This is a genomic window from Pseudoxanthomonas helianthi (assembly GCF_017939625.1).
GTDB classification, from domain to species: domain Bacteria; phylum Pseudomonadota; class Gammaproteobacteria; order Xanthomonadales; family Xanthomonadaceae; genus Pseudoxanthomonas_A; species Pseudoxanthomonas_A helianthi.
Genome location: NZ_JAGKTC010000002.1, coordinates 486,820 through 500,693, shown reverse-complemented (window position 1 = coordinate 500,693; position 13,874 = coordinate 486,820). Strand labels below are relative to the sequence as shown.

The window sequence follows — 13,874 nt, the reverse complement described above, 5'->3', positions numbered from 1 at the left end:
ACTGCCTGCCCGCGCGGCCCGCCCGCGCCTTTCCCATGTCCATCCAGAACCTGCGCAACATCGCCATCGTCGCCCACGTCGACCACGGCAAGACCACCCTCGTCGACTGCCTGCTGAAGCAGTCCGGCACCCTCAGCGAACGCACCGTGCTGGCCGAGCGGGTGATGGACAGCAACGACCAGGAAAAGGAACGCGGCATCACCATCCTGGCCAAGAACACCGCCATCACCTGGCGGGGCAACCGCATCAACATCGTCGACACCCCCGGACACGCCGACTTCGGCGGCGAGGTGGAGCGCGTGCTGTCGATGGTGGACACCGTGCTGATCCTGGTCGACGCGATGGACGGCCCGATGCCGCAGACCCGCTTCGTGACCCAGAAGGCCTTCGCCATGGGTTTCAAGCCGGTCGTGGTGGTCAACAAGATCGACCGTCCCGGCGCGCGTCCGGAATGGGTGGTGGAACAGGTGTGGGACCTGTTCGACCGCCTCGGTGCGACCGCCGAGCAGATGGATTTCCCGATCGTCTACGCCTCCGCCCTGAACGGCTATGCCAGCCTGGACCCGGAAGCGCGCAGCGGCGACATGACCCCGCTGTACGAAGCGATCATGCAGCACGCGCCGATGCCCGACGTGGACCCGGAAGGCCCGTTCCAGATGCGCATCTCGCAGCTGGACTACAACAGCTTCGTCGGCGTGATCGGCATCGGCCGCATCCAGCGCGGCACGCTGAAGAAGAACATGCCGGTGGCGGTGATCGACCGCAACGGCAACAAGCGCCAGGGCAAGGTGCTGCAGGTGCTGGGCTTCATGGGCCTGGAGCGCATCGAACAGGACACCGCCGAGGCCGGCGACATCGTGGCCATTTCCGGCATCCAGGAACTGACCATCTCCGACACCGTCTGCGCGCTGGATTTCCCCGAGCAGCTGCCGGCGCTGACCGTCGACGAGCCGACCATCAGCATGACCTTCCAGGTCAACAACTCGCCGTTCGCCGGCAACAAGGACCTGTCGGGCGGCAAGTTCCTGACCAGCCGCCAGCTGAAGGACCGCCTCGAGCGCGAGACCGTGCACAACGTGGCGCTGAAGGTCGAACAGCTCGAAGACGCCGACAAATTCCTGGTCAGCGGCCGCGGCGAACTGCACCTGTCGGTGCTGATCGAGAACATGCGCCGCGAGGGCTACGAACTGGCCGTGTCGCGTCCCGAAGTGATCATCAAGGAAGTCGACGGCCAGCTGATGGAGCCGATCGAGCAGCTCGTCGTCGACGTGGAGGAAATCCACCAGGGCGGCGTCATGGAGAAGCTGGGCATCCGCAAGGCGCAGCTGAAGAACATGGAATCCGACGGCAAGGGCCGGGTGCGCCTGGACTATGAAATCCCGGCGCGCGGCCTGATCGGCTTCCAGAACGAATTCCGCACCCTGACCCAGGGCTCGGGCCTGCTGTTCCACGTGTTCGACCATTACGGCCCGAAGGAACAAGGCGCCATCGCCAAGCGCCCGAACGGCGTGATGATCGCCAACGCGCCGGGCGTGACCCCCGCCTATGCGCTGGGCCCGCTCGAGGAACGCGGCCGCCTGTTCGCCGCCGAAGGCGACAACGTCTACGAAGGCCAGCTGGTCGGCATCCACTCCAAGGACAACGACCTGACCGTCAACGCGATCAAGACCAAGCCGCTGACCAACATGCGCGCCTCGGGCAAGGACGACGCGATCAAGCTGACCCCGGCGATCAAGTACACGCTTGAGCAGGCGCTGGACTTCATCGAGGACGACGAGCTGGTGGAAGTCACGCCGAAGGAAATCCGCCTGCGCAAGAAGTTCCTGCTGGAAAGCGACCGCAAGCGCGCCAGCCGCGCCGCCTGAACTTCCGCGGCCACGCCCGGTCTGTCCTGACTTCCTCGCTGGACCCGCTTCCATGTCGCACGACAGACCCTACAACCCGGATCCGCACGCGCATCCGGGCCTGCACGTGCTGGCGGTGTTCGAGCTGCTGAAGGGACTGCTGGCGGTGGTCGCCGCGGCGAGCCTGGAAGTGTTCGGACCGGATTCGATCCGCCGGGTGATCCATCAGCTGATCGCCCGCTTCAATCTCGACCCGAACCACGGCGCGCTGCCGACCCTGTTGCACGCGGTCAACCCCGGCGCCGTGCACCTGGCCGTGGTCGTGGTGATGTTGTACGCGGCGTTACGCATCGCCGAGGCCTGGGGCCTGTGGCGGGCCAAGGCCTGGGCCTCGTGGCTGGGCTGCATCGGCACCGCCGCCTACCTGCCCCTGGATGGCTTCGCCCTGTACCACCACCGCGGCTGGCACACCTGGGCCGTGGTGATCGTCAACGTGCTGGTCGTCGCGATCCTGGCGCGCGACCTGTTCCGTCGCCGCAACGGCTGAACCCGCGCCGCGTTGCAAGCGTCGCGGCGGCTGGTTAGCCTGCGCCGTCCGATTGCCGCGGAACCAAGACGATGAAGATGCGATGGCTGCTGCTCGCAACCCTGGCCCTGTGCGCTTGCAAGCCCCAGGCTCCCTCCAGCGCCTCACACAACGACTTCCCGTACGCCGAACTCGACATCGTCGACCTGCAGGCGCGCATGCAGCGCGGCGAACTGGATAGCCGCACGCTGACCCAGGCCTACCTCGACCGCATCGCCGCCATCGACCGCAATGGGCCGAAGCTGAACTCGGTGATCGAACTGAACCCCGCCGCCTTGCGCGAAGCCGCGTTGCGCGACGCCGAACGCAAGGCGGGCAAGGCGCTGGGGCCGTTGCACGGCATTCCGGTCCTGCTGAAGGACAACATCGACGCGGTGCCGATGGTCAATTCCGCCGGCTCGCTGGCCCTGAAGGATTTCCGGCCGAAGGAAGACGCTTTCCTGGTGCGACGCCTGCGCCAGGCCGGGGCGGTGATCCTCGGCAAGACCAACCTCAGCGAATGGGCCAACATCCGTTCCAGCCATTCGACCTCGGGCTGGAGCGCGCGCGGCGGCCTGACCCACAACCCCTACGTGCTCGACCACAACGCCTGCGGTTCCAGCGCCGGCAGCGCGGTCGCGGTTTCGGCCAACCTGGCCGCTGCCGCTATCGGCACCGAGACCGACGGCAGCATTATTTGTCCGTCGGCGCTCAACGGCCTGGTCGGGTTGAAGCCGACCGTCGGCCTGGTCAGCCGCAGCGGCATCATTCCGATTTCCTATAGCCAGGACACCGCAGGCCCAATGACCCGCAGCGTCGCCGATGCTGCCGTGCTGTTGGGCGTGCTGGCCGGTCGAGACGACAACGACCCGGCCACCTCCCGCGCCGCGTGGAATGCCACGCTCGACTACCCTGCCCGGCTTCAGGCCGACGCGCTGAAGGGTGCGCGCATCGGGGTGATGCGCAGCAAGTTCGCGGTCGATCCCGACGCCGGCGCCGCGATGGAGGCGGCGATCAAGGTGATGCGCGATGCCGGCGCCACCGTGGTCGATGCGGAGATCCCCACCGACGGCCAGTGGGATGCCGACGAACTCGTCCTGCTGCTGTACGAATTCAAGTCCGGCTTGAACCGCTACCTCGCTTCGCATTCGGCACCGGTTCGCTCGCTGGAAGAACTGATCGCATTCAACCAGCGCAATGCCGACACCGAAATGCCGTGGTTCGGCCAGGACCTGTTCGAACAGGCCCAGGCCAAGGGCGAACTCAGCGATCCGGAATACACCACCGCGCGCAACCGCGCCCGGCGACTGGCCGGACCGGAAGGCATCGACGCCGCGTTGAAGGCGCAGCAACTGGACGCGCTGATCGCGCCGGCCACCGGCGCTGCCTGGCCGACCGACCTGGCCCACGGCGACCGCTTTCCCGGCGCCGGTTACGGTGCTGCGGCCGTCGCGGGTTATCCCAGCCTGACCGTGCCGATGGGCAGCAGCCGCAACGGATTGCCGCTGGGCGTGGTGTTCATCGGCACGGCATGGAGCGAACCCCGGCTGATCAGCTTGGGCTACGCCTACGAACAGCTGACCCGCGCGCGCAAACCGCCGGAATATCGGCCGAGCCTGGACAAGCACTGACCGCGTTTTGTAGAGCCGAGCTTGCTCGGCTGCACTCGCTTTCTGTAGGTGCCGGGCTTGTCCCGGCACGCTTCTGGTCTTCGTAGCGAACGGCAAAAAGCAAGCCGGGACAAGCCCGGCTTCTACAAAGTCCATTGCAAGAGCAGCCGAGCAAGCTCGGCTCTACAAGAAAGATTCAGCGCGCCGTCGCGGCCGTGCGCTGGTTCTGCTTGCGCACGATCGACATCGCGATCTCCAGCGACTGCTCGTAGTTGAGCCGCGGATCGACGGTGGAGCGATAGGCGCGTTCCAGGTCGGCATCCGTCAATTCGCGCGCGCCGCCGGTGCATTCGGTCACGTCCTCGCCGGTCAGCTCCAGGTGCACGCCGCCCAGGCGCGTGCCGGCGGCCGCGTGCAGATCGAACGACTGCTCCACTTCGCCGCGGACGTTATCGAAGCGGCGCGTCTTGTAGCCGTTGGAGGTGCTCTCGGTGTTGCCGTGCATCGGATCGCAGACCCACAGCACGCGGCGCCCGTCGCGCTTCACCGCCTCCAGCAACGGCGGCAGCTTTTCGGCGATCTGCGCCGCACCCATGCGGTGGATGAAGGTCAGCCGGCCGGGTTCGTCGTCCGGATTGAGGATGTCGATCAGGCGCAGCAACTGGTCGGGGTTCACCGACGGGCCGACCTTCAACGCGATCGGGTTGCGCACGCCACGCAGGTACTCGACGTGCGCGCCGTCGACCGCCGCGGTGCGCATGCCGATCCACGGATAATGCGTGCTGAGGTTGAACCAGCCCCACTGCCGCGGCACTTCACGGGTCAGCGCTTCCTCGTACGGCAACAGCAGCGCTTCGTGCGAGGTGTAGAAGTCGATGCGGTTGAGGTTGTGCACTTCCGAGCCGGACAACGTCTCCATGAAGCGCACCGCGTCGCCGATCGAATTGACCATCTGCTGGTACTCGCCGGCGTTAGGCGAGTAGTCCATCCAGCTCAGGTTCCAGTATTCGGGATGGTGCAGGTCGGCGAAGCCGCCATCGATCAGCGCGCGGACGAAGTTCATCGTCATCGCCGAACGCGCATGCGCCTTGATCATCCGGCGCGGATCGGGCACGCGCGCTTCGGCGGTGAACTCCGGCTGGTTGACCAGGTCGCCGCGATAGCTCGGCAGGGTCACGCCGTCGCGCGTCTCGGTGTCGGCGGAACGCGGCTTGGCGTACTGTCCGGCGAAGCGGCCGACGCGCACCACGGGCAGGCGCAGGCCGTGCACCAGCACCAGGCTCATCTGCAGCAGCACCTTCAGCCGGTTGGTGATCAGGCCGGATTCGCAGTCGCTGAAATTCTCCGCGCAGTCGCCGCCCTGCAACAGGAAGCGTTTGCCCTCCTGCGCTTCGGCCAGTTGCTGCTTCAGCGAGAAGATTTCCCACGAAGTGACCAGCGGCGGCAACTGGCGCAATTCGCCCAGCGCCGATTCCAGCGCGGCTGCATCCGGATAAGTCGGCATCTGCAACGCCGGGCGCGAACGCCACGACGCCGGCGACCAGTCGGCGGGAAGATTGACGGCGCGCAGATTGCGTTCGGGACTGCTCATGACGGACTCCTCGGGGCCCGCCATGTTGCCAGATTGCTGCGACGCAAGAAACTTTGGTTACGGGTGCAACAGGCCCGCTTAGGAACGGCGCGCCTTGAAGCCGGCGTACAGCGCCCACAGCGCCAGCGCGACGAACCAGACCAGGCTCCACATCGGCATCGACAAACCGAGGAAGCTCCAGTCGATGGTGCTGCAGTCGCCCTTCGCGCTCAGCACTTTGCGCACCACCCCCAGCCAGGTGCTGGTCTCGACCAGGTAATCCCAGCCCGGCCCGCAGCTGGGCATCGCCGGCGGGAACACCTGCACCCATACATGGCGCCCGGCGATGCCGACGCCGGTTGCCGCAGCGAGAAAAGCCAACACGCCGTAGGTGCGGCGTCCGCCCACGCTCGTCGGGCCATGCAGCGCGCCGAGAAGGAAGAACACCGCCGCCGCGGCAAAGGCGATGCGCTGGAAGATGCAGAACGGGCACGGTTCGATCTTCTGCACGAACTGCACGAACAGCGCATAGCCCAGCAACGCGACGCAGACGAGGAAACCCAGCAGGAACTGCGCGCGGAACGACCAGCGGAAAGGATTCATGGCACGGGGCATGGAAAGGATGGCGCTAATTTAGCCGATGTCGGGCATGGACCGCGATTCGCAAAGCGAGTTCCGCGACCATCGCCGAAGCGGCATGCGCATCCTCGGTGCCGGCGTCAGCCCGCTTCGCCCTGCACCGCCGACTTCGGCAGCTCCGCGATCGGCGACGCATCCGCCGGCACGACCCGGCCCACCCACCACGCCGCACCCAGCGCCAACGTCACCGCCACCCAGCCCGCCGTGCCGTAGCCGACCAGATGGCCGCCCGCGTCGGCGCTGACCAGCAGACCGCCCAACCATGCGCCCAGACCGGTGCCCAGCGAGAGCACCGCGCTGTGCGCGCTGAGGTAGGCGCCGCGTTGCGCGGGCTGCGGCACCGTGGTCTGCAGGGCCTGCAGCGGCACCATGCGTCCGCTCATCGCGACCATGAACACCGGGAAGAACAGCAGCATGAACACGAAACCCGCCACTGTCGGCAGATGGGTCATCAACAACGCGGGCAGCAGCGACACCGCCACCATGATGCGGAACACACGCTGCTTGCCATACCGGTCGGCGAGCCCGCCGATCCACCGCGAACTGAAGAACGCCGCGACGCCGCCGGCCATGTACATCCACGAAATCTGCGCGGGAGCGATCCCGTGGTTGGCCACCAGCACAGGCGAAATGAAGGGAATCACCAGCATCTGCGACACCACCAGCATGAACGTCAATGCCAAGGCGTTGAGGTGGCGCGTGTTGGCGAACAACTTGAACAGGTTGGGCAGGGCCTGTGACAGGGGCATGGGCGTATTCGACAAATGCTGGTTCAGCGCCGGCACGATGCGCGCCGCGGCCATCCAGACGCCGGCCGACAAAACCACCAGCAACCAGAACGGCGCGGACCAGTGGAAGTGCGCACCTAGCAACACGCCCACCGGCACGCCCAGCACCGAAGCGATGGCGAATGCCGTCATCACCGTGCCGGTGGCCGCGCCGCGCCGCTGCGCGGGCACCACGTCGGCGATGATGGCCATGACGATAGAGCCAAGCACGCCGCCGCTGATGCCGGCGAACGCGCGCGACGCCAGCAGCAACGCATAACTGTTGGCCAGCGCGCAGGCCAGGTTGGACAGCGCGAACAGCGCATACATGGCCAGCAGCAGCTTGCGCCGGTCGAAGCGGTCGACGTAGGTCGCCGCCAGCAGGCCGGACAAACCGGCACAGATCGAATACGCCGACACGGCGGCGGCGAATTGCGCCGGTGTCACGTGCAGTGCCTGCATGATCTGCGGACCCAGCGGCATCATCACCATGAAATCCATGATGAGGGTGAACTGGGTCAGCATCAGCAGCCACAACAGGCGGCGCTCTTGGGGTTGGCTCAGGGAATACATGCGGTTCGGTCTTCTCTTGTTGTTCTTCTTGGATGAGCGTTCGCTCGCGGGCGCGGAGCGCAAGCGGATCCCGGCAGCCTGCGGTTGTCTCCGGCCTTTCGCTTGCGAAAGCCCGGCCCGCGCCTGTGGCCTGTCGCGGGTTTAACGTCTTCTCTTTGCGGATGGCGCAGCGATCAGCGCGCCCCACCCTCGCCTTCGATTTCCCGCGCCGCACGCTGCAGGATCGCGGCAATACGGCGTTGTTCGTCGGCGCTCAGGTCGTGGCGGCGGAACAATGCGGTCTTCAGCGCGCGACGGGCCTGCGCCAGCTCCGGCAACCAGCCGCCTTCGCTGGCCTCGGACAGGTCTTCGCCGGAAAACGCGCGGCGCACCGAATCCATCTTCGCCGCGATGTGGTTGAGCTTGGCCCACATGGCGTCCACGCGTGCGCGACGGGCGGCCAGGTGTTCGCGGCCCCCGTCGGCCAGGGCATAGCGCTTGCGATTGCCTTCCGCCTCGACGGTCACGTGGCCCAGTTCTTCCAGATAGGTCAGCGACGGATAGACCATGCCGGGGCTGGGGCTGTAGAACCCGTTGGAACGGGCCTGCAAAGCCTTGATGAGCTCGTAGCCATGGCGCGGCTCTTCCTCCAGCAGCGCCAGCAGCAGCAATTGCAGGTCGTCGGCGCTGAACTTGCGACCGCGGGGCATGCCGCCGCCGCCAAAACCTCCGAACCCGCCGGGGAACCCTCTTCCGGGATCGAAGCCGCCCCGTCCGCCTCCGCGCTCACGTCCGTGGGCGAAACAATGGGGAGCCTGCGCGGAAAGGTCGGCGTCGGCATGGAAATGGCGAAAATGCCGGTGGAATCCTCGAAACATCGCGACACTCCTTAAGTGCCTTAAGATATTTCTTAAGATATATATCTAAAGATATTCTGTCAACCCTTCCCCACGTCGGCTTTCTCGGCGGCCTGAAACGCGAAACCCCGGCATGCGCCGGGGTTTCGAAGGTATTCGTGGTCGAGCGTTGGCTTATTCAGCCGCTTCCGGACGGTCGACCAGTTCGACGTATGCCATCGGCGCGTTGTCGCCGGCGCGGAAGCCGCACTTCAGGATGCGCAGGTAACCGCCCGGACGGGTGGCGTAGCGCGGACCCAGGGTGGTGAACAGGGTGCCGACCGCTTCCTTGTCGCGCAGGCGCGAGAACGCCAGGCGGCGGTTGGCGACGCCGTCGACCTTGGCCAGGGTGATCAGCGGCTCGGCGACGCGGCGCAGTTCCTTGGCCTTGGGCAGGGTGGTGCGGATCAGGCCATGCTTGATCAGCGAAGCGGCCATGTTGGTGAACATCGCATCGCGATGCGAGCTGGTGCGGCTGAACTTGCGGCCGGATTTCTGGTGGCGCATGGGAATGGTTCCTTACGAATGAATGTTGTGGCGTTGGACTTCGTTGTCGCCATCGTGGCGTTGTGCTCGTTGATCGGAGCGGATGGACTGCGCTGGTCCTTGACCGGCCTCCCTGGCCGGACGCGCCGCGAACTTCGGTTCGTCGGCGATGGTGTTGCGTACTGCTTCGGTTACATCATCGTGCCGTCCATGGCGCTGCAACTTGGGCTCCGGGGAGCCCTTCCCGTCCATCCATGGCCGGGCGTTCGCAAGCTCAGCTGGTGCCGATGCGGCACCAGCTGGGCGCGCTTGCTCACCCCAGCATGCCGTGGGCCGAAACGCCGGCCGGCGGCCAGTTTTCCAGCTTCATGCCGAGCGACAGGCCTCGCTGGGCCAGCACTTCCTTGATCTCGGTCAGCGACTTCTTGCCGAGGTTCGGGGTCTTGAGCAGTTCCACTTCGGTCTTCTGGATCAAGTCGCCGATGTAGTAGATGCTCTCGGCCTTCAGGCAGTTGGCCGAACGCACGGTCAGCTCGAGGTCGTCGATCGGGCGCAGCAGCACCGGGTCGACGCCGCTGGCGGCCTGCTTCGGCGCACCGCGGTCGCGATGGGTGAAGTCGCCGAACACCGACAGCTGGTCGGTGAGAATGTCGGCGGCGGTGCGCACGGCTTCCTCGGCATCGATCGTGCCGTTGGTTTCGATTTCCAGCACCAGCTTGTCCAGGTCGGTGCGCTGCTCGACGCGCGCGGCTTCCACCGCGTAGGCGACGCGGCGGACCGGCGAGAACGAGGCGTCCAGCACCAGGCGGCCGATTGCGCGGCTCTCTTCATCCGGACGACGACGGGCGGCGGCCGGCTGGTAGCCGAAACCACGCTCGATCTTCAGGCGCAGGCTGAGCGCCGTGTCCTTGGTCAGGTGCGCGATCACATGGTCGGGATTGAGGATCTCGACGTTGTGGTCGGTCTTGATGTCGCCGGCGGTGACGACGCCCGGACCCTGCTTGCCGAGGGTCAGCGTGGCGCTGTCGCCGGTGTGGATGCGGATGGCGACATCCTTCAGGTTCAACAGCACTTCCAGCACGTCTTCCTGCAGACCTTCGATGGTGCTGTACTCATGCAGCACGCCGTCGATTTCGACCTCGGTGATGGCGAAGCCGGGGATCGACGACAGCAGCACGCGACGCAGGGCGTTGCCGAGGGTGTGGCCGTAGCCGCGCTCCAGCGGTTCGATCACGACCTTGGCGCGGTTGTCGGTGATGCGTTCGATTTGCGGGCCGCGCGGGCGCAGCACCTGCTGAGTGGTAACCGTCATGTAGCTTGGTCTCCTGCAACCCCCCGCGGGGGACGGGGGTGCGTGAATGGATTACTTCGAGTACAGCTCGACGATCAGCGCTTCGTTGATGTCGGCGGGCAGGTCGGAACGCACCGGCACGGCCTTGAACACGCCGCTGAACTTCTTGGCGTCCACTTCCACCCACGACGGGCTCAGGTCCAGCTGCTCCGCGACGGTCAGGGACTCCTGCACGCGCAGCTGCTTCTGGGCCTTTTCCGACAGCTCGATCGCGTCGCCGGCCTTGACCTGGTACGAAGGCAGGTTCACCGGCTTGCCGTTGACCAGCACGCCGCGGTGCGAGACCAGCTGGCGGGCCGACGGACGGGTGACGGCGAAGCCCATGCGGTAGATGACGTTGTCCAGGCGGGTTTCCAGCAACTGCAGCAGGTTTTCGCCGGTGTTGCCCTTCTTGGTGCTGGCCTTCTTGTAGTAGTTGCGGAACTGGCGCTCCAGCAGGCCGTAGATGCGCTTCACCTTCTGCTTCTCGCGCAGCTGGGTGGCGTAGTCGGACAGCTTGCCCTTGCGGGCGGCGCCGTGCTGGCCGGGCTTCTGCTCCAGCTTGCACTTCGAGTCCAGCGCGCGCGCCGGGCTCTTCAGGGACAGGTCGGCGCCTTCGCGGCGCGCGAGCTTACAGGTAGGACCGATATAACGTGCCATTGTCTTATCGCTCCTTTAGACGCGACGCTTCTTCGGCGGACGGCACCCGTTGTGCGGGATCGGCGTCACGTCGATGATGTTGGTGATCTTGTAGCCGACGTTGTTGAGCGAACGCACGGCCGACTCACGGCCCGGACCCGGGCCCTTGATGCGCACTTCCAGCGACTTCAGGCCGTAGTCCAGCGCAGCGCGGCCCGCCTTCTCGGCGGCGACCTGCGCGGCGAACGGGGTGGACTTGCGCGAACCGCGGAAGCCCGCACCGCCCGACGTGGCCCACGACAGGGCGTTGCCCTGGCGGTCGGTGATGGTGACGATGGTGTTGTTGAAAGAAGCATGGACGTGGGCGACGCCGTCGGTGACGACGCGCTTGATCTTCTTCTTGACTTTGGCAGCTGCCGGCTTGGCCATGGTATGCGCCCCTTACTTCTTGATGGCTTTGCGCGGACCCTTGCGGGTACGGGCGTTTGTGCGGGTGCGCTGGCCGCGCAGCGGCAGGCCGCGACGATGGCGCAGGCCGCGGTAGCAGCCCAGGTCCATCAGGCGCTTGATCGCCATGCCCACTTCGCGACGCAGGTCGCCTTCGACCACGTACTTGCCGATTTCGGCGCGCAGGCGCTCGACTTCCGGCTCGGACAGGTCGCGGATCTTGGTGGTCGAGGCCACGCCTGCGGCTTCGCAGACCTGCTTCGAACGGGTACGGCCGATGCCGTAGATGCTTTGCAGCCCCACCCAGACGTGCTTCTGGGCAGGCAGGTTGACACCTGCAATACGCGCCATGACGCGATTCTCCAAACTGTTGATTGGCCCGGACGCGACACAGGACCCTTGCGGGCCCCGGCATACGGGCGGAGTGAACACAAAATTTTAGCAAGATCCCGGGGGTTATGGAAGCCCGAACCCGTCCGGAGACGAATCCCTGCCCGGCATGGGGAGTGTGCCCATGCTCCGGCGTCGGAACCGGCCTGGCGCCCCTTCCGGGACCCCGCCCGCGCTACTCTTGCGCAGGGACTGGTCGATTCTCACCTGCGCCCGAGACCGCCGCGCAGGTCGCCCATCAATGCCCCCAGCACTGGACGGCCGGTGGCGGGTGAACTTTGGACGGGCCAGGGCCCGTCCCCTCGAATTCTACATCCTCGCAAGGCGGGCCGTAGCCCGTCCTGCGATCAGCGGGAACGCGCCCCGCCCTTCAGGTTCGCTTTCTTCAGCAGGCTTTCGTACTGGTGGGACATCAGGTGCGCCTGCACCTGGGCGATGAAGTCCATCACCACCACCACCACAATGAGCAGCGAGGTGCCGCCGAAGTAGAACGACGTATTCAGCCAGGTACGCATCACTTCCGGCAACAGGCACACCAGCACCAGATACAGCGCGCCGGCGCCGGTCAGGCGGGTCAGCACGCCGTCGATGTAGTCGGCGGTAGCCTTGCCCGGCCGGATGCCCGGGATCAGCGCGCCCGACTTCTTCAGGTTGTCTGCGGTTTCCTGCGAGTTGAACACCAGCGCGGTATAGAAGTACGCGAAACCGATGATCATCGCGGCGAACACGATCATGTGCAGCGGCTCGCCCGGCGCCAGCGCCGCGGAGATGCGCTGCAGCCAGTTGGTCGCCGTACCGCCGTTCTGGCCGGACCACATGGCCAGGGTCGCCGGGAACGACAGGATGCTGGAAGCGAAGATCGGCGGGATCACGCCCGACATGTTGAGCTTCAGCGGCAGGAACGACGTCTGGTTCATGTACGCGTTGCGACCGCCCTGGCGGCGCGCGTAGTTGACCGTGATCCTGCGCTGGCCGCGCTCGACGAACACCACGAACCAAGTGAAGCCGAACACCACCAATGCAATGACGATCAACGCGATTGGGCTGATGTCGCCGTTCTGCGCCTTCTGGAACGTATCGATTACCGCGTGCGGCAGGCCCGCGACGATGCCGGCGAAGATGATCATCGACACGCCGTTGCCGATGCCGCGCTCGGTCACCTGCTCGCCCAGCCACATCAGGAAGATGGTGCCGGCGGTCAGCGCGACCACCGCGGTCAGCAGGAAGCCCATGCCCGGCGCGTAGACCACGGGCGCGCCGCCGGGCGCGACCTGGTTCTGCAGCGCGGCGGCGATGCTGCCGCCCTGCACCACCGCCAGCAACACCGCGCCGTAGCGCGACCACTGGTTGATCTTGCGACGGCCCGACTCGCCTTCCTTCTGCAGCGATTTCAGGCTGGGGAAGATGTGCACGGCCAGCTGCATCACGATCGATGCCGAGATGTACGGCATCACGTTCAAGGCGAAGATGCTGAAGCGATGCAGGGCGCCGCCGGAGAACATGTTGAACATGTCCACGATGCCGCCCTGGTTCTGCATCAGCTGCAGCATCGCGTCCGGATTGACGCCCGGCACCGGCACGTAGCAACCGATGCGGTAGACGACCAGCGCGCCCAGCACGAAGAACAGTCGCTGGCGCAGTTCGGTGAACTTGCCCAGACCGCCCAGACCCGCCACGTCGCCTTGCGCCATGCCGTGGTTACTCCTGCACGCTGCCGCCGGCGGCTTCGATCGCCGCCTTGGCGCCGGCCGTGGCCAGCAGGCCCTTCAGCACGAAGGCCTTGGTCAGGTCGCCCTTCTTGACGATCTTGGCGCGCTTGGCCTTGCTCGGCACCAGGCCGGCTTCGCGCAGCGCGGCGAAGGTCACTTCGCCGGCGGCCAGCTTGTCCAGCTGGTACGACAGCACTTCGGCGGTGTCGTCCTTCAGCTTGGAGCGGAAGCCGACCTTCGGCAGGCGCTTGATCAGGGGCATCTGGCCGCCTTCGAACTTGGCCTTGATCTTGCCCTTGCCCGCGCGCGCGAACGAACCCTTGTGGCCGCGGCCGGCGGTCTTGCCCAGGCCGGAACCAATGCCGCGACCGACGCGGACGCGTTCGGTGCGGGCGCCCTCTGCGGGCTTGAGAGTGTTGAGACGCATGTG

Annotated in this window: 14 protein-coding genes; 3 read left to right on the top strand and 11 right to left on the bottom strand. The window is 66.1% G+C overall.

What is annotated here, in order from left to right; translation table 11 throughout:
• Nucleotides 1–35: 35 nt before the first annotated feature.
• The 3 genes from typA (at nt 36) to J5837_RS10075 (ending at nt 4,040) form a co-directional block, all read left to right on the top strand.
• Nucleotides 36–1,865: a translational GTPase TypA gene (gene typA, locus J5837_RS10085; RefSeq protein ID WP_210536625.1), complete on the top strand. Its 1,830-nt coding sequence runs from the start codon at nt 36–38 to the stop codon at nt 1,863–1,865.
• Nucleotides 1,866–1,917: 52 nt separating this feature from the next.
• Nucleotides 1,918–2,391, top strand: a complete 474-nt coding sequence (locus J5837_RS10080; RefSeq protein WP_210536624.1) for a DUF2127 domain-containing protein — start codon at nt 1,918–1,920, stop codon at nt 2,389–2,391.
• A gap of 77 nt (nt 2,392–2,468) precedes the next feature.
• A complete protein-coding gene (locus tag J5837_RS10075; protein ID WP_210537001.1) occupies nt 2,469–4,040 on the top strand; it encodes an amidase in 1,572 nt (523 codons plus the stop codon).
• 175 nt (nt 4,041–4,215) lie between these two features.
• On the opposite strand, the gene J5837_RS10070 is transcribed toward J5837_RS10075, so the two are convergent.
• The 11 genes from J5837_RS10070 to rplO form a co-directional block, all read right to left on the bottom strand.
• Nucleotides 4,216–5,610 (bottom strand): class II 3-deoxy-7-phosphoheptulonate synthase, encoded by a 1,395-nt coding sequence (locus tag J5837_RS10070; protein ID WP_210536623.1) that lies wholly within the window; start codon nt 5,608–5,610, stop codon nt 4,216–4,218.
• Nucleotides 5,611–5,688: 78 nt separating this feature from the next.
• Nucleotides 5,689–6,192, bottom strand: coding sequence for a disulfide bond formation protein B (locus J5837_RS10065; RefSeq protein ID WP_210536622.1), 504 nt, complete (start codon nt 6,190–6,192; stop codon nt 5,689–5,691).
• Between the two features lie 116 nt (nt 6,193–6,308).
• On the bottom strand, nt 6,309–7,568 hold the full coding sequence (locus tag J5837_RS10060; RefSeq protein ID WP_210536621.1) for an MFS transporter: 1,260 nt from the start codon (nt 7,566–7,568) through the stop codon (nt 6,309–6,311).
• 173 nt (nt 7,569–7,741) lie between these two features.
• Nucleotides 7,742–8,257, bottom strand: coding sequence for a PadR family transcriptional regulator (locus J5837_RS10055; protein WP_210536620.1), 516 nt, complete (start codon nt 8,255–8,257; stop codon nt 7,742–7,744).
• Nucleotides 8,258–8,578: 321 nt separating this feature from the next.
• Complete coding sequence (gene rplQ / locus J5837_RS10050; protein ID WP_210536619.1) at nt 8,579–8,950, bottom strand: 50S ribosomal protein L17; 372 nt, start codon at nt 8,948–8,950, stop codon at nt 8,579–8,581.
• Between the two features lie 292 nt (nt 8,951–9,242).
• Nucleotides 9,243–10,241, bottom strand: coding sequence for a DNA-directed RNA polymerase subunit alpha (locus J5837_RS10045; RefSeq protein ID WP_210536618.1), 999 nt, complete (start codon nt 10,239–10,241; stop codon nt 9,243–9,245).
• Between the two features lie 51 nt (nt 10,242–10,292).
• Nucleotides 10,293–10,919 carry a 30S ribosomal protein S4 gene (rpsD, locus tag J5837_RS10040; RefSeq protein ID WP_210536617.1) on the bottom strand — a complete coding sequence of 209 codons (627 nt, stop codon included), beginning with the start codon at nt 10,917–10,919 and terminating at the stop codon, nt 10,293–10,295.
• 15 nt (nt 10,920–10,934) lie between these two features.
• Nucleotides 10,935–11,327: a 30S ribosomal protein S11 gene (gene rpsK, locus J5837_RS10035; RefSeq protein ID WP_093289967.1), complete on the bottom strand. Its 393-nt coding sequence runs from the start codon at nt 11,325–11,327 to the stop codon at nt 10,935–10,937.
• Between the two features lie 12 nt (nt 11,328–11,339).
• Nucleotides 11,340–11,696 carry a 30S ribosomal protein S13 gene (gene rpsM / locus J5837_RS10030; protein ID WP_210536616.1) on the bottom strand — a complete coding sequence of 119 codons (357 nt, stop codon included), beginning with the start codon at nt 11,694–11,696 and terminating at the stop codon, nt 11,340–11,342.
• Between the two features lie 386 nt (nt 11,697–12,082).
• A complete protein-coding gene (gene secY / locus J5837_RS10025) occupies nt 12,083–13,426 on the bottom strand; it encodes a preprotein translocase subunit SecY (RefSeq protein ID WP_210536615.1) in 1,344 nt (447 codons plus the stop codon).
• Between the two features lie 7 nt (nt 13,427–13,433).
• The gene (rplO, locus tag J5837_RS10020; RefSeq protein ID WP_210536614.1) at nt 13,434–13,871 is read right to left on the bottom strand and encodes a 50S ribosomal protein L15; all 438 of its coding nucleotides are present in this window, start codon (nt 13,869–13,871) and stop codon (nt 13,434–13,436) included.
• Between the last annotated feature and the right edge of the window lie 3 nt (nt 13,872–13,874).